Source organism: Pseudoxanthomonas mexicana (assembly GCF_001556105.1).
Lineage (GTDB): Bacteria > Pseudomonadota > Gammaproteobacteria > Xanthomonadales > Xanthomonadaceae > Pseudoxanthomonas_A > Pseudoxanthomonas_A mexicana_A.
Genome location: NZ_LSIF01000064.1, coordinates 19,409 through 40,972, shown reverse-complemented (window position 1 = coordinate 40,972; position 21,564 = coordinate 19,409). Strand labels below are relative to the sequence as shown.

Here is a 21,564-nt window from a genome sequence, read left to right as displayed (position 1 = left end):
TCGCTGACCGCGGGACGCCATTTCATGCGGAGGTCAGCCGGCAACTATTATCTGGAAACAGCAGGCGCGGCTTCCGCACTGCCCGTGCTCGAATCGCGCATCGAGGCTTCTGTCTGCATCGTGGGCGCTGGTTTCGCCGGATTGAATACCGCGTTGGGCTTGGCGGAACGTGGTGTACACGATGTCGTGCTGGTGGAAGCGGATACGCCGGCATTCGGTGCCTCGGGGCGCAATGGCGGCTTCGTGTTCGGTGGTTTCTCGCGCGGCGAAGCCTCGCTGTTACGCGATCTTGGGCCGGTACGTGCGAACGCCTTGTACACGGGAACGACGCAGGCGGTAGAACTGATCCGTCGCCGTATCACCCGGCATGGCATCGCTTGCGATGACACGCAGGCGGGGATCATCTGGGCGAACTGGTTCAACGACCGGGAGGTGCTCAGGCAGCGGCAGACGCTGCTGCGGGATGCCTTCGATCAGGACTGGCAATGGATGGATCGCGATGAGGTCCGTCGCCAGCTGCGCACGTCCCGCTATCACGACGCCTTGTACGAACCACAGGCGTTCCACTTCCATCCATTGAAGTATGCGAATGGGCTCGCGCGCTTAGCTGCTGAACAGGGCGTTTCGCTGTTCGCCCGCTCCCCGGCGGTGTCGCTGGAGCGTACCGGCAATGGCTGGCGCGTCACGACGCCTTCCGGAAGCGTCGATGCCAGGCAGGTGGTGCTCGCCTGTGGTGGCTATCTGGCAGGCCTGCACAGGCGGGTGGACGCCGGCGTCCTGCCTATCGCGACCTACGTCATGGTCACGGCGCCGCTGGGTGCTCGGCTGGAGGAGGCGATGCGCACCCGTGCCGCGGTCTACGACACCCGTTTCGCGTTCGATTACTACCGGCCACTGCCTGATTCCCGCTTGCTGTGGGGAGGGCGCATCTCCATCCTGGACCGCTCGCCAAACGCGGTCAGGCGTCTGTTGTATCGCGACATGCTGAAGGTCTTTCCTCAACTGGAAGGGGTGAGTATCGACTACGCCTGGTCGGGCCTCATGAGTTACGCCCGCCACGAGATGCCGCAGATCGGGCAGGTCGAACCCGGTCTCTGGGTGGCGCAGGCATTCGGCGGCCATGGCGTGGCGCCGACGACGCTGGCCGGCGAAGTTATCGCCTCCGCCATTGCGGAAGGCGACGAACGTTGGCGTGAGTTCGGCGCCTATGGTCTGGTGTCGGCGATGAAGCCGGCAGGATTTCTGGGCGCCCAGCTCAGCTATTGGTGGGCGGAAGCGAAGGATGCGTGGAAGGCGCGGGCGGAACGGGGGAAGCGAACATGAGCGGGACGGCAGACACGATCGGGTGGGACGACTTCATGCGTGTCCAGTTGTGCGCCGGCACCGTGCAGAAGGTTGAACCGTTCCCCGAGGCTCGCAAGCCTGCATGGAAGGTCTGGGTGGACTTCGGGCCGCATGGCGTGAAGAAGACCAGTGCGCAGATCCGGTCGCTGTATGCACCCGACGATCTGGTCGGGCGGCAGATCGTGGGTGTCATCAATTTCCCGCCCAAGCAGGTCGGCCCTTTCATTTCCGAGTTCCTGCTGACCGGATTCCACACCGACGAAGGCGTGGTGGTCACGACGGTCGAACGGCCGGTGCCCGACGGCACGCGCATGGCCTGAACGCGCTCACCTAACGCAAAGAAATGGCGCCTTCCGGCGCCATTCCTCTTTCAGGCGGGCGAACGACCTGGTTACAGCGATTCGAAGATGCCCGCAGCGCCCATGCCGGTGCCTATACACATGGTCACCATGCCGTACTTCTTCTGCTGGCGGCGCATGCCGTGGACGATGGTGGCGGTGCGGATCGCACCGGTCGCGCCCAACGGATGGCCGAGGGCGATGGCACCGCCCAGCGGGTTGATCTTCGAGGGATCCAGTTCGCTGTCGCGGATCACCGCCAGCGCCTGCGCAGCGAAGGCTTCGTTGAGCTCGATCCAGTCCAACTGGTCCTTGGTCAGGCCAGCCTGCTTCAATGCCTTCGGGATCGCCGCGATCGGGCCGATGCCCATCACTTCCGGACGCACGCCAGCGACCGAGAAGCTGACGAAACGGGCCAGCGGCGTCAAGCCGTAGTCCTTGATCGCCTGCTCCGAGGCAAGCAGTACGCCGGCCGCGCCATCGCTCATCTGCGACGAAGTGCCTGCAGTGACCGTGCCGCCGAACTGCGGGTTGCGGAACACGGTACGCAGCTTGGCCAGGCCTTCCAGCGAGGTGTCGGCGCGCGGGCCCTCATCCTGCTCGACCAGCAGCTTCTTCAGACGGACCGTGTTGCCGGCGAGGTCGGGCTGGCGCGAGACGATCTCGTACGGACTGATCTCGTCCCTGAACTCGCCGGCGGCCTGCGCGGCCAGTGCCTTCTGGTGCGAGGCGACGGCGAACGCGTCCTGGTCTTCGCGCGAGATCTTCCATTCCTCGGCGACCTTCTCGGCGGTGATGCCCATGCCGTAGGCGATGGCCACGTGATCGTTGTCGAACACGCTCGGCGCCATGGCGATCTTGTTGCCCATCATCGGCACCATGCTCATGCTCTCGGTGCCGCCGGCCAGCATCAGATCGGCGTTGCCCAGGCGGATCTGGTCCGCGGCCATCGCCACGGCCTGCAGGCCGGACGAGCAGAAGCGGTTGATGGTCTGTGCGGCGATCGTGTTCGGCAGGCCGGCCAGCAGCAGGCCGATGCGCGCCACGTTCATGCCTTGCTCGCCCTCTGGCATGGCGCAGCCGATGATGGCGTCGTCGATGCGGCTGAGGTCGATGCCCGGCGCCTGCGCCACGACCGACTTCAGCACGTGCGCCAGCATGTCATCCGGGCGGGTGTTGCGGAACACGCCCTTGGGCGCCTTGCCGACCGGCGTGCGGGTGGCGGCGACGATGTAGGCTTCCTGTACTTGCTTGCTCATGTCTCTATGTCCTGTGTCGTCGTCGGTCAGTTACGCAGCGGCTTGCCGGTCTTCAGCATGTGCGCGATGCGGGCCTGGGTCTTTTCCTGCTGCGCCAGTTCGACGAAGTGCTTGCGCTCCAGCTTGAGCAACCATTCCTCGTCGACCAACGCGCCGCGGTCGACTTCGCCACCGCACAGCACAGTGGCGATGCGCACGGCGATCTCGTAGTCGTACGGGCTGATGAAGCGGCCTTCCAGCATGTTGACCAACATCATCTTGAAGGTCGCGATGCCGACGTCGCCGGCCACCTGGATGCGGCGGGCAGGCAGGGGCGGGCGGTAGCCCGTCTCGGCCAGCGCCAGCGCTTCCTGCTTGGCGATATGCAGCAGTTCGTAGGCGTTGAAGGCGACCTTGTCGCCGGCCCGCACCAGGCCCAGTTCCTTGGCCTCGACGGCCGAGGCGGATACCTTTGCCATCGCAACGGTTTCGAAGGTCTTCTTCAGTTCGGCGAACACATCGCCGCCCGGACCGGCGGCCTGCGAGGCGCGCACGGCAATTTCCTTAAGGCCACCGCCGGCGGGTAGCAGGCCAACGCCGGCCTCGACCAGACCGATGTAGCTCTCCAGGTGCGCGATGGTGCGGGCGCTGTGCATCTGGAATTCGCAGCCGCCACCCAGTGCCAGCCCGCGTACCGCCGCCACGACCGGCACCAGCGAATACTTGATGCGCTGGCTGGTGGCCTGGAAGTTGGCGACCATCGCCTCGAACTCGGCGATCTTGCCGGCCTGCAGCGCGCCCAGTGCACCGGCCAGGTCGGCACCGGCGGAGAAGGGCTCCTTCGGCTGCCAGATCACCAGGCCCTTGAACGTCTGCTCGGCGATGGTGATGGCCTGCTGCAGGCCGTCGAGCACCGCGTCGGAGACGGTGTGCATCTTGGTCTTGAAGCTGACCACGCCGATGCCGTCGCCGTCGGTCCACAGGCGCACGCCGTCGTTCTCGAACACCGTCTCGCCCTGCGGGAAGGTTTCGCCCAGCAGCGGATCGGGGAAGCGCTGGCGCTTGTACACGGGCAGCGACGAGCGCGGCAACTTGGCGTTCTTGGCCGGGCTGTAGCTGCCCTCGGCACCATGAACGCCTTCGCGGCCGTCGAACACCCAGTTCGGCAGCGGCGCACTGCTCATGGCCTTGCCCGCCACGATGTCATCGGCGATCCACTGCGCCACCTGCTTCCAGCCCGCGGCCTGCCACGTCTCGAACGGACCGAGGCTCCAGCCGTAACCCCAGCGGATGGCCAGGTCGACGTCGCGTGCGGTCTCGGCGATATCGGCCAGGTGGTAGGCGCTGTAGTGGAACAGGTCGCGGAACACCGCCCACAGGAACTGCGCCTGCGGATGCTGGCTCTCGCGCAGCTTGGCGAACTTTTCGGCGGGGTTCCTGATCTTCAGGATCTCGACCATCTCCGGTGCCGCGGTGCGGTCAGAGGCGCGGTAGTCCTGCTTCTCCAGGTCCAGGACCACGATGTCCTTGCCGACCTTCCGGAAGATGCCGGCGCCGGTCTTCTGGCCCAGCGCGCCCTTTGAAATCAGGGCTTCCAGCCACTTGGGCGACTTGAAGTACGCGTGCCAGGGATCGTCCGGCAGGGTGTCGGCCATGGTCTTGATGACGTGGGCCATGGTGTCCAGGCCGACCACGTCCGAGGTGCGGTACGTCGCAGACTTCGGGCGGCCGATCAGCGGGCCGGTGATGGCGTCCACTTCATCGAAGCCCAGCTTGAACTCGCCGGTATGGTGGGCCGTGGCCAGGATCGAGAACACGCCGATCCGGTTGCCGATGAAATTGGGGGTGTCCTTGGCGTACACCACACCCTTGCCCAGCGTGCTGGTCAGGAAGCTTTCCAGGCCTTCAAGTACTGAGGCGTCGGTGGATTTGGCCGGGATCAGCTCGGCCAGGTGCATGTAGCGCGGCGGGTTGAAGAAGTGGACGCCGCAGAAGCGGTGGCGGAGCTGCTCCGGAAGCACCTCCGCCAGCTTGTTGATGCCCAAACCCGACGTGTTGCTTGCCAGTACCGCATGATCGGCCACGAAGGGGGCGATCTTCTTGTACAGGTCCTGCTTCCAGTCCATCCGCTCGGCGATCGCCTCGATGATCAGGTCGCAGCCCTTCAGGTGCTCCAGGCCGGTCTCGTAGTTGGCCGCCGTGATGGCTTCGGCCAAGGACTTGCTGGCCAGCGGAGCGGGGCTCAGCTTGGCCAGGTTGGCGATCGCCTTGTGCACGATGCCGTCGGGATGACCGTCCTTGGCGGGCAGGTCGAACAGGACGGTGTCGACGCCGGCATTGGTGAGGTGCGCGGCGATCTGCGCGCCCATCACGCCGGCGCCCAGCACGGCCGCCTTGCGAACAAGCAGGGGATTGGACATGGGATTTCCTTGGATTGCAGGGGTTTAGGTGCGGTCGGCGCGCAGGCCGGCCTCGGCGAAACGGATCAATTCACGGGCGGCACGCTCACGGTGCGCCGCCTCCGTGACACCTGTGGGGCGCTTGATCAGCCCGAAATCGGCCATGGCGTACGTCAATGCGCCGGAGAAGAAGTCGAGCCGCCAGTACAGCTCTTCCTTGCTGAGGCCGGGGACGCAGGCCGCAATGGCCTTGCCGAACTCGCGCAGCACATGGCCGTAATGGTCGGAGAGGAACTTGCGCAAGCCGTCGTTCTTCTCGGCGTAGGCGCGGGCAATGACGCGGACGAAGGCGCCTCCGCCGTGGCGGTCCTGGGCCAGCGCGAGGGCAGGCTCGACGAAGGCGGCCAGGATGGGCTCGAGCTCGCCGGGGCGGTCGGCGAGTGCCGTTTCCAGCAGGGAAAGGCGGGCCACGGTCATGTCGTCCATGCGCCTGCGGAACACCTCATTGACCAGGTTTTCCTTGCTGCCGAAGTGGTAGTTGACGGCCGCGATATTGACGTCGGCGCGGCTGGTGACCTGCCGCAGCGAGGTGCCGGCGAATCCGTGCTGGGCGAACAGCTCTTCGGCGGCCCCCAGGATCCGCTCCTTGGTCGAGAAATGCGTGGTGTTGGCCATGATGCCCTCCGAGACTGAATCAAACGCTTGTTTGATCCATTGTCTTCCCGGCCGATTGGGGTGTCATGCTGCAGGGCAGCAATCACGCCCGTGCCCGGCTGCACACTTCCGTCGGATACGTTAGAATCTCGCTACGCTTTCTGGTCTAAGCCCGTGTTTCGACGCGGGTTTTTCATGTTACCCTTGGGCCTTCAGTGGCCCGCCCAACGGAGATAATCCCCATGGCGCTGGAGCGCACCCTGTCAATCGTCAAGCCCGATGCCGTTGCCAAGAACGTCGTCGGTGAAATCTATGCCCGTTTCGAAAAGAACGGTCTTAAGATCGTGGCCTCGAAGATGAAGCACCTGTCGCGCCGCGAGGCGGAAGGTTTCTACGCCGTCCATCGTGAGCGTCCGTTCTTCAACGCGCTGGTCGAGTTCATGATCTCCGGCCCCGTCGCTATCCAGGTGCTGGAAGGCGAGAACGCCGTGCTCAAGCACCGCGACATTCTCGGTGCCACCAACCCGAAGGATGCTGCGCCGGGCACGATCCGCGCCGACTTCGCCGACTCCATCGACGCCAACGCCGCGCACGGCTCGGACTCGGTCGAGAACGCGAACATCGAGATCGCGTACTTCTTCGCCGCGACCGAAGTGTTCTCGCGCTGAGCGATACACGATGAGCAGCCACGAACTGCCGCCGATCGAGTTGAAGCTGGCCACGGACGCTCCGTCCGTGGCCATCGGTGCGTCCGTGTCCGCAAAACAGAACCTCATGGACCTGGATCGAGAGGGTCTTGAGCAGTTCTTCGTCGGCAACTTGGGTGAGCAGAAGTTCCGCGCGCACCAGGTGATGAAGTGGATCCATCACCGCTACGTCACCGACTTCAACGAAATGACCGATCTCGGCAAGAACCTGCGAGCGAAGCTGCAGGAACATGCGGAAGTCGTCGTTCCGCAAGTCGTCTTCGACAAACCGTCCACCGACGGTACCCACAAGTGGCTGCTCGGCATGGGCGTGGACGGCAAGAATGCCGTCGAAACCGTCTATATCCCCGACAAGAACCGTGGCACGTTGTGTGTGTCCTCGCAGGTCGGTTGCGGACTGAACTGCACGTTCTGTTCGACCGCTACGCAGGGATTCAACCGTAACCTGACGACCGCCGAGATCATCGGGCAGGTGTGGGTGACGGCGCGCCATCTCGGCAACGTGCCAGCACAGAACCGTCGCCTCACCAACGTGGTGATGATGGGCATGGGCGAGCCGCTGCTCAATTTCGACAACGTTGTCCGCGCGATGAACATCATGCGTGATGACCTGGGTTATGGCCTGGCCAGCAAGCGGGTCACGCTGTCGACATCAGGCCTGGTGCCGATGATCGACCGCCTGTCCACCGAGACCGACGTATCGCTGGCGGTCTCGCTGCATGCACCGAACGATGTGCTGCGCGAACAACTGGTGCCGCTCAACAGGAAGTACCCGATCGCCGAACTGATGGCCTCGTGCGTGCGTTACCTGCGGGCCAACAAGAAGCGCGACTCGGTGACTTTCGAGTACACCCTGATGAAGGGCGTCAACGATCAGCCCGAGCACGCGCGCCAGCTGGCGCAGCTGATGCGCAAGTTCAGCAATGCGGCTCAGCTGAAGGACGCCGGCAAGGTCAACCTGATTCCGTTCAACCCGTTCCCCGGAACACGCTACGAGCGTGCGCCCGAGGAAGACATTCGTGCCTTCCAGAAGCTCTTGCTCGATTCGCAGGTACTGACGATGGTGCGACGTACCCGAGGCGATGACATCGATGCCGCGTGTGGCCAGTTGAAAGGGCAGGTCATGGACCGGACACGCCGCCAAGCGGAGTTCCGCCGACAACTGCAGGAACAGGGCATCGACGATGCGGCTTAAGGCGCTCTGCCTGCTGCTTGTCCCCATCCTGATGGTGACCGCCTGCAGTCGCCTGACCTTCGTGCGCCCCAAGAACAAGATCGAGTCGCTGCCCGGCCAGCAGACGGCGCCCGAGTATTCGGTGGGAGACAGTCCCGACGTAAAGCGTCGCCAGTCGGTACAGATCCTGCTGGCGCGTGCCATGCAAAGGCTGCAGTCCGGCGAGCCAGACGTTGCCGAGAAGGATGTACGTGCCGCGCTGAAGCTGGATCCCGGCTCGGTCGATGCAGTCACCATCTTGGCCGTGATCGAGGATCAGCGCGGTCATGCCAGCGTCGCGGGGCAGCATTATCGACGCGCGGCGGAACTGGCGCCGACGCGGGGCGCGGTGCAGAACAATTACGGCACGTGGTTGTGCGCAAACGGATTCGCTGCCGAGTCGCTGGTGTGGTTCGACCGGGCCATTCATGCGCCGGGTTATGCCACCCCGGGCTCGGCCATGGCCAACGCGGGTAGCTGCGCACTCAAAGCCGGCCAGAATGATCGAGCCGCGCATGACCTGCGCGAGGCACTGGCATCAGAGCCATCGAATGCGGTGGCGCTGGAGGCGATGGCCGAACTTGAGTTTCGCCGGCAGCAATACCTGCCTGCCCGTGCCTTCATCGAGCGTAGGCTGGCTGCGGGGCCCGCCAGCGTAGCTGTCCTGAAACTCGCATCACAAATCGAAGAGAGACTCGGCGACAGGGCCGCCGCCAGTCGATATGTTCAGCGCATTCGGGCGGAGTTCCCGGACGCGCAGGACGTCACCACCGGGGGAAATGCAGGGCCATGATGCAATCGGTAGTCGGGGATATGTCCCCGCCGCAGGGGTGCGGCGAGGCGCTGAGATTGGCGCGTGAGCAAGCCGGCCTTTCATTGCAGGAGGTCAGCCAGCGTCTGAAGATGCCCGCGAAAGTACTGCAGTCCCTCGAAGCAGGACAGTGGGACCAATTGGGTGGTGCGGTCTTCGTTCGTGGTCAGTTGCGCAGTTACGGTCGACTGCTCAAGGTCGACGTTGAGCCATTCCTGCAGCAGGCGGATGCCGTCGTGGCCGCACCGGCCGAACTGGTCAGCCATACGCATACGCCGCGCTTGCAGCACGCGTTTGAGAGTTTCAAGCGGCGTGCGGTTTACGTCGTGCTGACGCTGGTCATCGTGACGCCCGTGTGGATGGCACTTCGCCCCGCCTCGGGGCCGGCGCCTGAGGCCGCAACCGCGTCGCTGGATGACGTGCCCGATGCGTCGCGAGCGGGTAACGAAGGTCAAGCAGACGCCTCGCGACCAGTGACTCGACCGCAAGCGGCTCCCTACGTAGCGTCGATGGCGCCGTCCCCGCGTGCGACGGCGTCCTGGTTGTCGTTGTCGTTCAGGGGCGACAGCTGGGTAGAGGTGAATGCTCCCGATGGCCGCAAGGTCGAACACGCACTGCTCCGAGCGGGCGACGAGCGCCGTTATGCGCCGGGCGAGGTCGGGAGAGTGAAACTGGGCGATGCGGCGGCGGTCGAGGTTCAGCATGCGGGTAGTACGGTGGATCTCGCGCCGTATCAGCGAGCGAACGTTGCACGCTTTACGGTATCCTCCGAGGGTTCCCTGGCGCCGGTCGTTGACTGACCCGCGTGCGGGTCTGTTCAACCTAGACCGAGACCCCGCCTGAGACGGGGCAAGAGAGCGCATGGCGATTGATGATCTGCTCGACGAGCACGAACAAAGCGAACGTGTCCGCAGCTGGCTGAGAAGTAATGGTGCCGGCTTGCTGGGCGGCGTCGTCCTGGGGTTGGGTGTGATCTTTGGCTGGCAGTGGTGGCAGAAGGACCAGGCCGGCAAGAAGGAGCAGGCCTACCAGAGCTACCAAACCGCTATCGATGGACTCACCAAGGGCGATTTGAAGCAAACCCAAGGTGCCGTCGATGCGCTGGTGAAGGAGGACGAGCTCTATGCCGATGTCGCCGGCCTGCAACTGGCCAAGGCACAGGTACAGTCGGGGCAGGCGGACGCTGCCATTGCCACGTTGCGCAGCCTGACCCCTGACGACGCACTTCGGCCGTTGGTAAACCTGCGGTTGGCGCGCCTGCTGATCGATGCGGGCAAGCACGATGAGGCCCTGAAGGTGCTGGACAAGGCGGATGACGCCTCCAGCCTTGAAGCGCGGGGCGATGCCTTGCTCGCGACGGGCAAGACCAAGGAAGCGCAGGAGGCGTACACCCGTGCGCTGACCACGCTGGATGCGGTATCTCCACAGCGTCGACTGGTGGAACTGAAGCTGATTGACGCAGGCGGCACGCCGCCAAAGCCGGGAGAGATAGCATGAGCCGCGGCATGACCCCCATGGTTCGCCTGATGGCGGCTGCCGCGATCATCGCCGCATTGGGCGGCTGCAGCACCGTCAAGGGCTGGTTCGCGGGCAAGGGCAAGGAGGGCGAGAAGCCGGTTGACCCCGCCGAGCTCGTCGACATCACGCCGACGGCATCGGTCTCGAAGCTGTGGAGTGCCAACGTTGGCAAGGGCGAAAAGCGCCTCGGCCTGCAGCAGGTACCGGTCGTCGAGGATGGGCGGGTTTACGCCGCTGCAGTCGAGGGCGGCGTGCGCGCCTTCGACCTGCAGACGGGCAAGCAGGCGTGGCAATACAAGTCTGACCTGCGCCTGTCGGGTGGCCCGGGCGCTGGGCAGGGTCTGGTCGTCATCGGTACGCTCGACGGCCACGTGATCGCACTGGACGCGGCCACGGGCACGGAGAAGTGGAAGGCCGAGGTGCCGAACGAAGTCATCGCGGCGCCTGCCATCGGCCAGGGCATGGTGTATGTCCGTACCAACGATGGACGCGTTACCGCGTTGTCGTCCGACAGTGGCGAACGCCGCTGGTTCTGGAACAACGAACTTCCCAGCCTGACCGTGCGTGGCAATGCACCCGTGGTATTCGGGCCGGGTGTCGTATTCGCGGGCAGCGATGACGGCACGGTCACCGCGCTGGCAGCCAACGACGGTCGCCCCATGTGGACGCAGACGGTCGGCATGCCCGAGGGCCGCAGCGAGCTGGAGCGCATGGCGGACGTAGACGGTGCTCCGGTACTGGAAGGCACCACGTTGTATGTCACGAGCTTCAAGAAGGAGACGGTCGCCCTCGAAGGGCCGTCCGGTCGCCCGCTCTGGACACGCGACAACGGTGGCGCTGGCGGTCTGGGCGTGACCAGCAGTGCCGTCATCGTGGCCGACCCGGCCGGTACGGTCTGGGGTCTGGACAAGTACAGCGGCAGCGCACTCTGGTCGAACACCACGCTCGCTCGTCGCTCGTTGTCTGCACCGACGATCCATGGCGACTACGCCGTGGTCGGCGACTACGACGGCTACGTGCACTGGCTGAAGACGAACAATGGCGAGGTGGCAGCGCGCGCGCGCGTCGGCGGCAAGGCCATCCGTGGCAAGCCCGTCGTGGCCGAGGGCGTCCTGCTGGTCCAGGACGGGGAAGGCGGACTGACCGCGTTCGGTTTCAAGTAAGCCGACAGGAGCGGCCCAGCCGCTCCTTGCCGTGTTACCCAAGAGGGCCGCAATGCGGCCCTTTTTCGCGGATCAGGGCGTATTCCGATACCATGGCGGCCCCTTGACCGACCGGAGCAGTCGTGCCGCACGCGCGACGGCGACCCTCCGGCGACCCTCCTCTTCACGGTTGCTTCCTGCATGCTGCCCCTCGTCGCCCTGGTGGGCCGTCCCAACGTCGGCAAATCCACCCTGTTCAATGCGCTGACCCGCAGTCGTGATGCCCTCGTGCACGACCAACCCGGCGTGACCCGTGACCGCAACTACGGTGTCTGTCGTCTCGACGAAGAAGCCCCGTTCCTCGTGGTCGACACGGGCGGCATCGCCGGCGAAGAAGAAGGTCTGGCCGGCGCCACGGCGCGCCAGGCGCGTGCCGCCGCCGAAGAAGCGGACCTGGTGCTGTTCATCGTCGATGGCCGCGAAGGCGCCTCCGCGCTGGACGACGACATTCTGGCCTGGCTCCGCAAGACGTCACGCCCCACGTTGCTGGTCGTCAACAAGATCGACGGCATCAACGAGACCACCGCGATCGCGGATTTCGCGCGCTATGGCTTCGCCGACGTCATCACCATCTCGGCCTCGCACCGTCAGGGCATTGATGACCTGCTGGAAGAAGTGCATCAGCGCCTGCCTGAAGAAGGTGGGACAGCCGGTCTGGACAACGATCCGAACCGCATGCGCGTGGCTTTCGTCGGGCGCCCGAACGTGGGCAAGTCCACGCTGGTGAACCGCCTGCTGGGCGAAGAGCGCATGATCGCGTCCGAGGTGCCCGGTACCACGCGCGATTCCATCGCCGTGGACATGGAGCGCGACGGTCGCCAGTACCGTTTGATCGACACCGCCGGCCTGCGCCGCAAGGGCAAGGTGGAGGAGGCGGTCGAGAAGTTCAGCGTGGTCAAGACGCTGCAGGCCATCGAGCAATGCCAGGTGGCGGTGCTGCTGCTGGACGCGACCGAGGGCGTCACCGACCAGGACGCCAGCGTGCTCGGCGCTGTGCTGGATGCCGGCCGTGCGCTGGTGGTGGGGATCAACAAGTGGGATGGACTGACCGCCTACCAGCGTGAGCAGGCCGAAGCCTTGCTGGCCCGCAAACTGGGCTTCGTCGAATGGGCCGAAGTGGTGCGCATCTCCGCCTTGCATGGCTCGGGCCTGCGCGAACTGTTCAAGGCGATCCACCGCGCGCATGCGTCGGCGACCAAGGAGTTCGGTACCAGCGAGGTCAACAAGGCGCTCGAGATCGCCTACGAGACCAATCCGCCGCCGAGCATCCGCGGGCATGTCTCCAAGCTGCGCTACGTGCATCCGGGCGGTGCCAATCCGCCGACCTTCATCGTCCACGGCACGCGCCTGAAGGTGCTGCCGGAGTCGTACAAGCGCTACCTGGAAAACTTCTTCCGCAAGCGCTTCAAGCTGGTCGGCACGCCGGTGCGCTTCATCTTCCGCGAGGGCGCCAATCCCTACGAGGGCAAGAAGAACGTGCTGACCGAGAAGCAGATCGCCAAGAAGCGCCGCCTGATCCGGCACGTCAAGCGCGGCAAGTGACGGGTTACCCGACCCGCATCGATTTCGCCGCCGCCGCGGAGATCATCCGCGACGTCGCCGCCAACCGGATGTTGAAGGCCGAGCGCGTGCCGGTGACACGTGCGGGCGGCCGCGTGCTGGCCGAGGACATCGTCTCGCCGGTCGCGCTGCCACCGTTCGACAACAGCCGCATGGATGGCTTCGCGTTCGCGCATGCCAGTCTCTCGAAGGATGGCCCGACCGTGCTGAGGCTGGCAGGAGAGCAGTTCGCAGGTCGCTTGCAGAACTTGGACGTCGGTGCGGGAGAGTGCGTCCGTATCACCACCGGCGCACCGCTGCCGCGTGGGACGGACACGGTCGCCATCAAGGAGGACTGCGTCGAGGAGGGCGGCAGCGGCAGCGTCCGCGTGCCGTCGGGCATCGCACCCGGTGCGGATGTCCGCCGCCGTGGCGAAGACGTGTCCGCCGGCGTTCGCGTGCTGGAGGAAGGCTACCTGCTGACACCGGCGCGCGTATCGCTCGCCGCTGCGCTGGGCGTGGCGTCGCTGGCGGTCACGCAGCGACCGACCGTTGCCGTCTTCACCACCGGTGACGAACTGGTGGAGCCGGGGCTGCCGCTGGCGCCCGGCCAGATCTACAACAGCAACCGGGACCTGCTGATGGCGCTGCTGCGCGCGGAAGGCCTGGAGCCCACGGCATGGCCGACGCTGCCCGACGATCCGGAGCGGATGGAGACCATGCTGACCGACGCGGCGGCGGCATTCGACGTGGTCATTACCTGCGGTGGCGTGTCGGCCGGCGAGAAGGACCATCTTCCCGGCCTGCTGGCGACGCATGGCCGCATCCACTTCTGGAAGGTGCGGATGAAGCCGGGCATGCCGGTGCTGTTCGGCGAGATGGACCGCGCCCTGTTCCTGGGGCTGCCCGGCAATCCGGTATCCGTGCTGGCGACCTTCCTGACCCTTGGCCGTGGCGTGCTGGATGGCATGCAGCGCCGCCGCGAACCGCGGCCGCACTGGAAGGCGGTCCTCGCCGCGCCGTGGCGGAAAACGCACGAGCGTCTGGAGTTCCTGCGGGGTCAGCTGTCCAGTGCACCCGACGGCCGGCTACAGGTCACGCCGAATGCCGCCGACGCATCGCACCAGCTGCGTGCGGCGGCGGACAGCAATGCGTTGATCGTGCTGCCAGAGGGGGCGCACGACTATCGCGCCGGTGAAGTCGTCGACGTGATCGGCTGCTGAGCCGGGCCGCGCCACGACTTGCGCGATAATCGCCGCATGGCCATCCGCGAAATCGAACCCCGTGACGTCGCCGCGCTGCTCGCGCAAGGCAGTGTGTTCATCGACGTGCGCGAGGACCACGAACGCGCCAGCGGGCAGGCGGAAGGCGCGCGCGGCATCGCCAAGGGCACGCTGGAACGCGATCACGCCACGCATCTGCCCGACCGCGACGCCAGCATCGTCCTGATCTGCCAGAAGGGCGGCCGCTCGATGGACGCCGCGCGCGTGCTGGCGGCCGCCGGCTACTCCCGCCTGGCGTCCGTCGCCGGCGGCACCTCGCGCTGGATCGACGAGCAGCGCGCGGTCGTCGTGCCCGCCATGTCGGCGGATGCACGTGACTTCAACGAACGCTATTCGCGCCACCTGCTGCTGCCCGAAGTGGGCGTCGCGGGCCAGCAACGACTGCAGCAAGCCAAGGTGCTGATGATCGGTGCGGGCGGGCTGGGTTCGCCCGCTGCGTTCTACCTGGCGGCCGCCGGGGTAGGGCAGTTGCGCATCGCGGATGATGACGTGGTCGACCGCAGCAACCTGCAGCGCCAGATCCTGCATACCGAAGCCCGCATCGGCACGCCGAAGGTCGCCTCGGCACAGGCGACGCTGGCGGCGCTCAATCCGCGCACGCAGGTGGACGCGGTCGCCGAGCGCGTCACAGCGGACAACGTCGAACGTCTGCTCGAGGGCGTCGATGTGGTGCTGGATGGCGCGGACAATTTTCCGGCCCGCTACCTGCTCAACGATGCCTGCGTGAAGCTGGGCAAGCCGCTGGTGTACGGCGCGGTGCAGCGATTCGAAGGGCAGGTGAGTGTGTTCGATGCCGGCCGGCATCGGGGCGAGCAGCCCTGCTACCGCTGCCTGTTCCCGGAACCGCCACCACCGGAGTTCGCGCCGAACTGCGCCGAGGCCGGTGTACTGGGCGTGTTGCCCGGGGTGATCGGCCTGTTGCAGGCCACGGAAGTCATCAAGCTGCTGCTGGGTGCCGGTGAAACGCTCGCGGGTCGCCTGCTGCACTTCGATGCCCTGGCGATGCGCTTCCGCGAAACCCGCCTGCGCCACGACCCTGATTGCCCTGTGTGCGCCGCCGGTCGGCCATTTCCTGGCTACATCGACTACGCCGCCTTCTGTCGCGTGACCTGATCAGTAGTCGGCGCGCATGCGCAGCCCATCGCGGAACTGCCGTGGCGTGATGCCGGTGTCGCGCTTGAACGCGGCACTGAGGTGGCTGTGGCTGGCGAAGCCGCAGTCGAAGGCGATGTCCGCGATGTCGGCATTGCCATTGAGCAGATGCCAGCGTGCACGACGCAGCCGTTGCGCCAGGATGTACTGCGCGGGCGTGGTCCCGAAGTTGCGCCGGAAGGCGATCAACAGCTGGTGCACGTTCATGCCCGCCAGCGCGGCCAGATCGGCCAGCGTGATGCGCTGGTCCAGGCAATCCTCGATGTGGTCGCATAGCCGGCGTGCCGCCTGTGGCGAGAGCGAGCCGGCTTCCGGTCTTGGCGCCACCGGAAGCCGGTAGCCGTCGTACAGGTGCTGCCGCAGCAGCAACTGCAGCCGTTCGGCCATCATCAGTGACAGGTCATCGGCGTTCTGGCTGAGCCGACCCAGTCGCGCCACGCTGTAGTGAAGGAACTCGTCCCGGTGCCCGAGCCTGGGCATCAACTCGTCGAGCGGCATGCGCGACTCGTTGCCGAGGTCCACGTCCGCAAGCGGCGACAGACGCAGCTCGGCATAAGTGATGACCTGTCCACGCGCCTGGCTGGCGTAGCGCCGTTCTGCCGGGACGAGCCAGATGTCGCCGGGCGACGGTGGGGCGTGCGTCGATCCGGCACCGTCGATCTCGGTGTCGAGTTCGCGCATGGTGCCGCCGAGATGGACGATGACGGTGTGCCGTGGCTGTTCGATCGACCACAGCGTGCGCTGGCGGATGTCTTCCCGGCAGACCAGCAAGTCCACGCCCGGCCATTGCGCCTGTGCCAGCACGGTGTAAGCCGGTGTTCCTGCCATCAACGCATCGTCCCCGTCATGCGAGGACGCCCACCCATCGTGCGCCGGAGAATTTGATAGCGGATCGGACATCGTGAAAGCCGGGCGGACTGCTTCGCACGCATCTTAGGGCCGTTCCGCCGGGCTGCCTACACGAAGACCTCGCCCCCGGAGCGTCCCCCGTCCTGTCACTGTAGGAGCTTTCCCATGACCGACCATTCCATCCGCGGCAAAGTGGCGTTGATCGCCGGCGGCGCCAAGAACCTGGGCGGCTTGATCGCCCGTGACTTGGCTGGGCAGGGCGCCAGCGCCGTCGCCATCCATTACAACAGCACGGCGAGCAAGGCTGACGCCGATGCGACCGTCGCCGCCATCCAGGCCGCCGGTGCGAAGGCCGTCGCCCTGCAAGGCGACCTGACCAGCGCCGCTGCCGTGGAACGACTGTTCGCCGACACCGTTGCCGCCGTCGGTCGTCCCGACATCGCCATCAATACCGTCGGCAAGGTGCTGAAGAAGCCGATCGCGGAGATCTCGGAGGCCGAATACGACGAGATGTCGGCCGTGAACGCCAAGACGGCGTTCTTCTTCCTGAAGGAGGCGGGCAGGCACGTCAACGACAACGGCAAGGTCGTTACGCTGGTCACCTCGCTGCTGGGCGCGTTCACGCCGTTCTATGCGTCGTACGCGGGCACCAAGGCACCGGTCGAGCACTTCACCCGCGCGGCGGCCAAGGAGTTCGGCGCACGTGGCATCTCGGTGACGGCCATCGGCCCGGGCCCGATGGACACGCCGTTCTTCTACCCGGCCGAAGGCGCGGACGCCGTCGCCTACCACAAAACGGCCGCCGCGCTGTCGCCGCACAGCAGGACCGGCCTGACCGACATCGAGGACGTGGTGCCCTTCATCCGCCACTTGGTCAGTGATGGCTGGTGGATCACCGGGCAGACCATCCTGATCAACGGCGGCTACACCACCAAGTAAGCCTTGAGGGCGGCGCGGCATCGCGTCCGCCCATTCCCGTGTCGCATGGCACGTCCTTGCGATAACGTGCACGCACCGGATGACTAGCACATGGGAAGACCATCATGCGTACCCTGATCTTCATCGTCGTCGGCTTGCTGCTGGTGGGGATCGCGATGTGGCTTGCCCGGCCTGGCAAGCGCCGCGTCGCCGCCGTGGTCTTTAGCGCGGGCTGGCTTGCGGTCGTGCTGTGGAACCTGCGGACCGGCATGTCGCATGGGTATTCGCTGCAGGAAGAACTGCCGATCCAAGCGGTGATCTACTTCATGCCGGTCGCGATGGCGTGGTGGTTGGCGCGGAAGGCGGCGCACTGAAGCACGCGCATGCCCGGATGGGGACCGTAATGCGCACACCATCCGGTAGACTCGCCGCATGAGTGCAGAATCGGGTGCCAGCCAACTGGTCAGTGTCGTCGCCCTGTTGGGCGCAGCGGTGGTGGCGGTGCCGATCTTCCGGCGCCTGGGCCTGGGGTCGGTGCTGGGCTACCTGGCCGCGGGCCTGGCGATCGGACCGTTCGGACTGAAGTGGTTCAACGATCCCCAGTCGATCCTGCACGTCGCCGAACTCGGCGTGGTGATGTTCCTGTTCGTCATCGGCCTGGAGATGCGGCCCAGCCACCTGTGGAGCCTGCGCAAGCAGATCTTCGGGCTGGGTGCGCTGCAGATCGCGGTCTGCACGTTGTTGCTGACCGGTGTCGGCCTGTTGTTCGGCTATTCGCTGCCGGTGTCGTTCATCGGCGGCATGGGCTTCGTGCTGACCTCCACGGCGGTGGTGATGCAGCTGCTCGCCGAGCGCGGCGACGTCGCGCTGCCGAACGGGCAGAGAGTCGTGTCGATCCTGCTGTTCGAGGACTTGCTGATCGTCCCGCTGCTGGTGCTGGTCGCCTTCATGTCGCCACAGGTGGTGCAGCCGGAGGAAGGCTCACGCTGGGTTTCGATCGGTATTGCCGCAGCCTCGTTGGGTGGCCTGATCGCGGCCGGCATCTGGCTGTTGAATCCGTTCTTCCGCATCCTCGCCGCCGCCAAGGCGCGCGAAGTGATGACCGCAGCCGCGCTGCTGGTCGTGCTGGGTGCAGCGCTGCTGATGCAACTGGGCGGCCTCTCGATGGCGATGGGCGCGTTCCTGGCCGGCGTACTGCTGTCCGAATCGACCTTCCGCCACCAGATCGAAGCCGACATCGAGCCGTTCCGCGGCATCCTGCTGGGCCTGTTCTTCCTCGGCGTCGGCATGGCGCTGGACCTGGCCGTGGTGGCCACCAACTGGCCGCTGATCGTCAGCGCGGTGCTGGCGATGATGGCGGTCAAGGCCCTCTGCATCTACATCGTGGCGCGCGTGACCCGCAGTTCGCATGCCGAATCGCTCGATCGCGCCGTGCTGATGGCGCAGGGCGGCGAGTTCGCCTTCGTGCTGTTCGCCGCTGCTGCGTCTGCGGGCATCATCGATGCGACGGTCAATGCGAATCTCACCGCCATCGTCGTGCTGTCGATGGCGCTGACGCCGCTGTTCGTTCTGCTGCTGCGACGCTTCACCCATCCCGAAAAGCCGTCGATGGAGGGCATCGAGGAGGCCAAGGGCCTCAGCGGCAGCGTGCTGATCATCGGTTTCGGCCGCTTCGGCCAGGTGATGAGCCAGTCGCTGCTGGCACGCGACGTGGACGTCACCATCATCGATACCGACATCGAGATGATCCGCAGCGCCGAGGAGTTCGGCTTCAAGATCTACTATGGCGACGGCACGCGGCTGGACGTACTGCGGGCCTGCGGTGCGCAGACCGCGCAATCCATCGCCATCTGCATCGACAACAAGGAAGCCGCCAGCCGCATCGTCGAACTGGTCAGGCACGAGTTCCCGCAGGCGCAGGTGCTGGCGCGTTCGTTCGACCGCGAGCACTCGCTCGCGCTGATCGCGGCGGGCGTCGACTTCCAGATCCGCGAGACCTTCGAGTCGGCGGTGGAGTTCGGCAAGGCTGCGCTGATGAGCGTCGGCACGTCGCCCGAGGACGCGGATGCGATCGCGCTGGAGATCCGCCGGCGTGATGCCGAGCGCTTCGAGCTCGAGATCGCCGGCGGAGGAGACCTCAGATCCGGCATTCCCGCGCTGTACGGCAACAACAAGCCTGCCAAACCCACGCCGACGCCGTTCACCAAGCCCAAGCGGGAGGCGAAGGCGCTGAACGAGGAAGCCGCCGAAATCATCGGCGAGGAAGAAGAGGAATAGCCGACGCTAGTCGGCGGTGCGCTGGAGGAAATCCCGGATCGCCGGCCAGTAGGCGGGATCCGACGACAGGTCGTCGTGACTGGCGCGCGGAAAGTCCACGACCTGCGCCTCTCCCTTGAACGAGGCCAGCAACCGGTCGGTGTGCGGCGGCGGTACGACCGCATCGCGCCCCGCCCTCAGCACCAGCAGTCCTCCGTCGTAGCCTGGCAGCCGTGCAACGGAATCGTAGCGGTCCTTCAGCAGCAGGCTCACCGGAAACGCCGGGTAGTGGGATTGTGCGACGGCCGCCAGGCTGTCGAACGGCGTCACCAGGATCAGATGACTGATCGCGCGTTCCGATGCCACGTGGGTCGCCACGCCGCTGCCCAGGCTGCGGCCGATCAAGGCTACGTCGCCATCCGGATGGCGATGCGCGATGTCGTCGTACACCGCAAGCGCATCGGCCAGCAGGGCAGCTTCCGACGGTTCACCGTCGCTTGCGCCGTAGCCGCGATGGGCCACCAGATAGACCGTGCGGGAGGGCAGCCACTGGGCGAACACGTCGCGATTGGCTTCCACTGCCTCTGCATTGCCACCGAAGTAAAGCACCGCATCCTGTCGACCGGAGTTCACGACCCAGCCGCGCAGCACAGCATCGGGCCGCTGGAAGGCGAAATCCGTCTGCGCCGGAGCAACCCGCGTGAACTGCGGGTAATAGATCAGGCGACGCTGCTGCAGGTAGAGCAGGACGCAGATCGCCAGGTAAGCGCAGATCGCCAGTCCGAGAAGCCAGACCACCATGCGACGCGCGCGGTTATCAGCCATGGCGCTCCTGCGCGGCCTTGAAGGCGGCCAGCTGTTCTGGCGAGGCCTCGCGCTGGTGCTGCGCCTTCCACTCGGTGAACGGCATGCCGTAGATGCGCTCGCGCGCCTGCTCCTTGTCCATCGCGAGGCCTGCCTCCGTGGCGGCGTCGCGATACCAGTCCGACAGGCAGTTGCGGCAGAAGCCGGCCAGGATCATCAGGTCGATGTTCTGCACGTCGGTGCGGTCGTGGTTGAGGTGTTTGAGCAGGCGGCGGAACGCGGCAGCTTCGAGGGCAGTGGTGTCGGTCATGGTGTCGGCGGGTCCGGATGCGCGGCGTGGGTCGCGCTGGGGCAGGGGAATCGGGGACAATACGCGCCGACTCTACACCGCACCTCCCCATGACTGCCCGAATCCTGGACGGCCGACGCATCGCCGAGAACCTGCTGGACGAACTCAAGGTCCGGGTCGATGCGCGCGTGGCCGCAGGCCAGAGCCGGCCCGGGCTGGCGGTGGTGCTGGTCGGCGGCGATCCGGCCTCGACCGTATACGTACGCAACAAGCGTCGTGCGGCCGAAAAGGTCGGCATCGAGGCCTTCGACTACGACTTGCCGGCAGGCACGTCCGAAACGCAGTTGCTGGCCCTGATCGACCAGCTGAATGCCGATCCGAAGATCCACGGCATCCTGGTGCAGCTGCCGCTGCCCGGCATTCCGGACGCCACCCGGCTCATTGAGCGCATCGATCCGCGCAAGGACGTGGACGGTTTCCATCCGGCCAATGTCGGCCACCTGGCGCTGCGCCAGTTCGGCCTGCGCCCATGCACGCCGCGCGGTATCACCACGCTGCTGGGCTATACCGACCAGCCGGTCCGTGGCCGTAACGCCACCATCGTGGGCGTCAGCAACCACGTCGGCCGGCCGATGGCGCTGGAACTGCTGATCGCCGGCTGCACGGTCACCAGCTGCCACAAGTTCACCCCGCGCGACGTGCTGCAGGCCCGGGTCGGTGATGCCGACATCCTGGTGGTGGCGGCCGGCAAGCCGGGCCTCGTCCCTGGCGAATGGGTCAAGCCAGGCGCCGTGGTCATCGACGTCGGCATCAACAGGCTGGACGACGGCCGGCTGGTCGGCGACGTCGGCTTCGATGCGGCGGTGACGCGTGCCAGCTGGATCACGCCCGTCCCGGGCGGCGTGGGTCCGATGACCGTGGCCACGCTGATGCAGAACACGCTGGAAGCGGCCGAAGCGGGCTTCTGATACGGCGGACGGGTGTCGTGGGAGCGACGTCAGTCGCGATGAAGCTCCCGGATGGCTCATCGCGACTGACGTCGCTCCCACG

General features: G+C 66.0%; 21 protein-coding genes. 15 read left to right on the top strand and 6 right to left on the bottom strand.

Annotated elements, in window-relative coordinates; genetic code table 11:
* The first annotated feature begins 24 nt into the window (after positions 1-24).
* Complete coding sequence (locus AX730_RS11425) at positions 25-1,323, top strand: NAD(P)/FAD-dependent oxidoreductase (RefSeq protein WP_062356410.1); 1,299 nt, start codon at positions 25-27, stop codon at positions 1,321-1,323.
* Complete coding sequence (locus tag AX730_RS11420; RefSeq protein WP_062356408.1) at positions 1,320-1,664, top strand: tRNA-binding protein; 345 nt, start codon at positions 1,320-1,322, stop codon at positions 1,662-1,664. Before AX730_RS11425 ends, AX730_RS11420 begins: the two co-directional genes overlap by 4 nt.
* Before the next feature lie 71 nt (positions 1,665-1,735).
* Here the strand turns inward: AX730_RS11420 and AX730_RS11415 are convergent, their stop codons facing one another.
* From AX730_RS11415 to AX730_RS11405, 3 genes are read right to left on the bottom strand one after another with little or no spacing between them, the layout of a single operon-like run.
* Complete coding sequence (locus AX730_RS11415; RefSeq protein WP_062356405.1) at positions 1,736-2,941, bottom strand: acetyl-CoA C-acyltransferase; 1,206 nt, start codon at positions 2,939-2,941, stop codon at positions 1,736-1,738.
* A 26-nt stretch (positions 2,942-2,967) separates the two neighbouring features.
* On the bottom strand, positions 2,968-5,340 hold the full coding sequence (locus tag AX730_RS11410; RefSeq protein WP_062356402.1) for a 3-hydroxyacyl-CoA dehydrogenase/enoyl-CoA hydratase family protein: 2,373 nt from the start codon (positions 5,338-5,340) through the stop codon (positions 2,968-2,970).
* 24 nt (positions 5,341-5,364) lie between these two features.
* Positions 5,365-5,994: a TetR/AcrR family transcriptional regulator gene (locus tag AX730_RS11405; protein ID WP_062356399.1), complete on the bottom strand. Its 630-nt coding sequence runs from the start codon at positions 5,992-5,994 to the stop codon at positions 5,365-5,367.
* A gap of 221 nt (positions 5,995-6,215) precedes the next feature.
* Between AX730_RS11405 and ndk the strand changes: the two genes are divergently transcribed.
* The 9 genes from ndk (at position 6,216) to moeB (ending at position 15,359) form a co-directional block, all read left to right on the top strand.
* Entirely contained in the window at positions 6,216-6,641 is a 426-nt protein-coding gene (gene ndk / locus AX730_RS11400) for a nucleoside-diphosphate kinase (RefSeq protein ID WP_062356397.1), read from the top strand.
* Between the two features lie 10 nt (positions 6,642-6,651).
* Positions 6,652-7,875 carry a dual-specificity RNA methyltransferase RlmN gene (gene rlmN / locus AX730_RS11395; protein ID WP_083537870.1) on the top strand — a complete coding sequence of 408 codons (1,224 nt, stop codon included), beginning with the start codon at positions 6,652-6,654 and terminating at the stop codon, positions 7,873-7,875.
* Entirely contained in the window at positions 7,865-8,686 is an 822-nt protein-coding gene (gene pilW / locus AX730_RS11390; protein ID WP_062356394.1) for a type IV pilus biogenesis/stability protein PilW, read from the top strand. The genes rlmN and pilW overlap by 11 nt, the downstream gene beginning before the upstream one ends.
* Positions 8,683-9,504 carry a helix-turn-helix domain-containing protein gene (locus AX730_RS11385; protein ID WP_062356384.1) on the top strand — a complete coding sequence of 274 codons (822 nt, stop codon included), beginning with the start codon at positions 8,683-8,685 and terminating at the stop codon, positions 9,502-9,504. Before pilW ends, AX730_RS11385 begins: the two co-directional genes overlap by 4 nt.
* A gap of 61 nt (positions 9,505-9,565) precedes the next feature.
* Positions 9,566-10,201, top strand: coding sequence for a YfgM family protein (locus AX730_RS11380; RefSeq protein ID WP_062356381.1), 636 nt, complete (start codon positions 9,566-9,568; stop codon positions 10,199-10,201).
* Positions 10,202-10,209: 8 nt separating this feature from the next.
* Positions 10,210-11,385, top strand: coding sequence for an outer membrane protein assembly factor BamB (gene bamB / locus AX730_RS11375; RefSeq protein ID WP_062356504.1), 1,176 nt, complete (start codon positions 10,210-10,212; stop codon positions 11,383-11,385).
* A gap of 180 nt (positions 11,386-11,565) precedes the next feature.
* Positions 11,566-12,966: a ribosome biogenesis GTPase Der gene (gene der, locus AX730_RS11370; protein WP_062356380.1), complete on the top strand. Its 1,401-nt coding sequence runs from the start codon at positions 11,566-11,568 to the stop codon at positions 12,964-12,966.
* Positions 12,963-14,186 carry a molybdopterin molybdotransferase MoeA gene (locus AX730_RS11365; RefSeq protein WP_062356377.1) on the top strand — a complete coding sequence of 408 codons (1,224 nt, stop codon included), beginning with the start codon at positions 12,963-12,965 and terminating at the stop codon, positions 14,184-14,186. The genes der and AX730_RS11365 overlap by 4 nt, the downstream gene beginning before the upstream one ends.
* Before the next feature lie 18 nt (positions 14,187-14,204).
* Positions 14,205-15,359 carry a molybdopterin-synthase adenylyltransferase MoeB gene (moeB, locus tag AX730_RS11360; protein ID WP_269746994.1) on the top strand — a complete coding sequence of 385 codons (1,155 nt, stop codon included), beginning with the start codon at positions 14,205-14,207 and terminating at the stop codon, positions 15,357-15,359.
* Here moeB and AX730_RS11355 read toward each other — a convergent pair whose 3' ends face one another.
* Positions 15,360-16,226, bottom strand: coding sequence for a helix-turn-helix transcriptional regulator (locus AX730_RS11355; RefSeq protein WP_062356372.1), 867 nt, complete (start codon positions 16,224-16,226; stop codon positions 15,360-15,362). It lies immediately after the preceding gene.
* Positions 16,227-16,412: 186 nt separating this feature from the next.
* Here AX730_RS11355 and AX730_RS11350 point away from each other — a divergent pair, with 186 nt between their 5' ends.
* The 3 genes from AX730_RS11350 (at position 16,413) to AX730_RS11340 (ending at position 19,442) form a co-directional block, all read left to right on the top strand.
* Positions 16,413-17,186 (top strand): SDR family oxidoreductase, encoded by a 774-nt coding sequence (locus AX730_RS11350; RefSeq protein ID WP_062356369.1) that lies wholly within the window; start codon positions 16,413-16,415, stop codon positions 17,184-17,186.
* Positions 17,187-17,290: 104 nt separating this feature from the next.
* The gene (locus tag AX730_RS11345; RefSeq protein ID WP_062356368.1) at positions 17,291-17,539 is read left to right on the top strand and encodes a hypothetical protein; all 249 of its coding nucleotides are present in this window, start codon (positions 17,291-17,293) and stop codon (positions 17,537-17,539) included.
* A 58-nt stretch (positions 17,540-17,597) separates the two neighbouring features.
* Complete coding sequence (locus tag AX730_RS11340; protein WP_062356365.1) at positions 17,598-19,442, top strand: monovalent cation:proton antiporter-2 (CPA2) family protein; 1,845 nt, start codon at positions 17,598-17,600, stop codon at positions 19,440-19,442.
* Between the two features lie 6 nt (positions 19,443-19,448).
* On the opposite strand, the gene AX730_RS11335 is transcribed toward AX730_RS11340, so the two are convergent.
* Both AX730_RS11335 and AX730_RS11330 read right to left on the bottom strand, forming a co-directional pair.
* On the bottom strand, positions 19,449-20,246 hold the full coding sequence (locus AX730_RS11335; RefSeq protein WP_232310237.1) for an alpha/beta hydrolase: 798 nt from the start codon (positions 20,244-20,246) through the stop codon (positions 19,449-19,451).
* Positions 20,239-20,535, bottom strand: a complete 297-nt coding sequence (locus tag AX730_RS11330; protein WP_062356360.1) for a DUF1244 domain-containing protein — start codon at positions 20,533-20,535, stop codon at positions 20,239-20,241. Before AX730_RS11330 ends, AX730_RS11335 begins: the two co-directional genes overlap by 8 nt.
* A gap of 89 nt (positions 20,536-20,624) precedes the next feature.
* Between AX730_RS11330 and folD the strand changes: the two genes are divergently transcribed.
* Positions 20,625-21,482, top strand: a complete 858-nt coding sequence (gene folD / locus AX730_RS11325) for a bifunctional methylenetetrahydrofolate dehydrogenase/methenyltetrahydrofolate cyclohydrolase FolD (RefSeq protein ID WP_062356357.1) — start codon at positions 20,625-20,627, stop codon at positions 21,480-21,482.
* The last annotated feature ends 82 nt before the right edge of the window (positions 21,483-21,564 follow it).